The organism is Pseudarthrobacter sp. AG30 (assembly GCF_003116525.1).
In the GTDB taxonomy this organism is placed as follows: Bacteria; Actinomycetota; Actinomycetes; order Actinomycetales; family Micrococcaceae; genus Arthrobacter.
In genome coordinates, this window is record NZ_QEHL01000058.1 from 1 (window position 1) to 484 (window position 484).

A 484-nucleotide genomic window follows, 5' to 3' on the forward strand; every position below is an offset into this window, starting at 1 on the left:
GGTGAAAAATCTGATGCCACGACCCTGATGCAGCTAGGTCAAGCACTGGAGGATTTGATGCAATTGAATGAGTTCACGCCTGTGGCCGATCTTCCGGTGATTGGTAAGGGGAGGTGGTTCGATGATTGGCTCTCGCACCCGGATTTCGATGACTATTGGAAGAATCAAGATTTCTCAGGTGCCATTGGCAAGGTCACCGTCCCCGTGCTCAGCATGACCGGCTGGTACGACCTGAAGGTTCATGAGCAGGTCGCCGACTTTGTCCGGGTTCGGACGCAGGGCGCCACGGAGACAGCACGTGAGGACTCCCGTCTGGTCATCGGCCCTTGGGATCATATGAACTTGACCGGGCAATACCCGGATCGCTATTACGGACAGCTTGCATTTGGTGACCTCAGCGAATCGCACATTGCGTTCTACGATCGGAATGTCCGGGGTGTGGAGCCGGCCATCCCTGCCTCCAGGGTTCGTATTTTCGTCATGG

1 protein-coding gene is annotated in these 484 nt (G+C 55.8%); it reads left to right on the plus strand.

Annotated elements, in window-relative coordinates; all coding sequences use genetic code 11:
- Nucleotides 1-484, plus strand: a 484-nt coding sequence (locus DC347_RS21300) for a CocE/NonD family hydrolase (RefSeq protein WP_123059247.1), incomplete at both ends; no start/stop codon positions are given.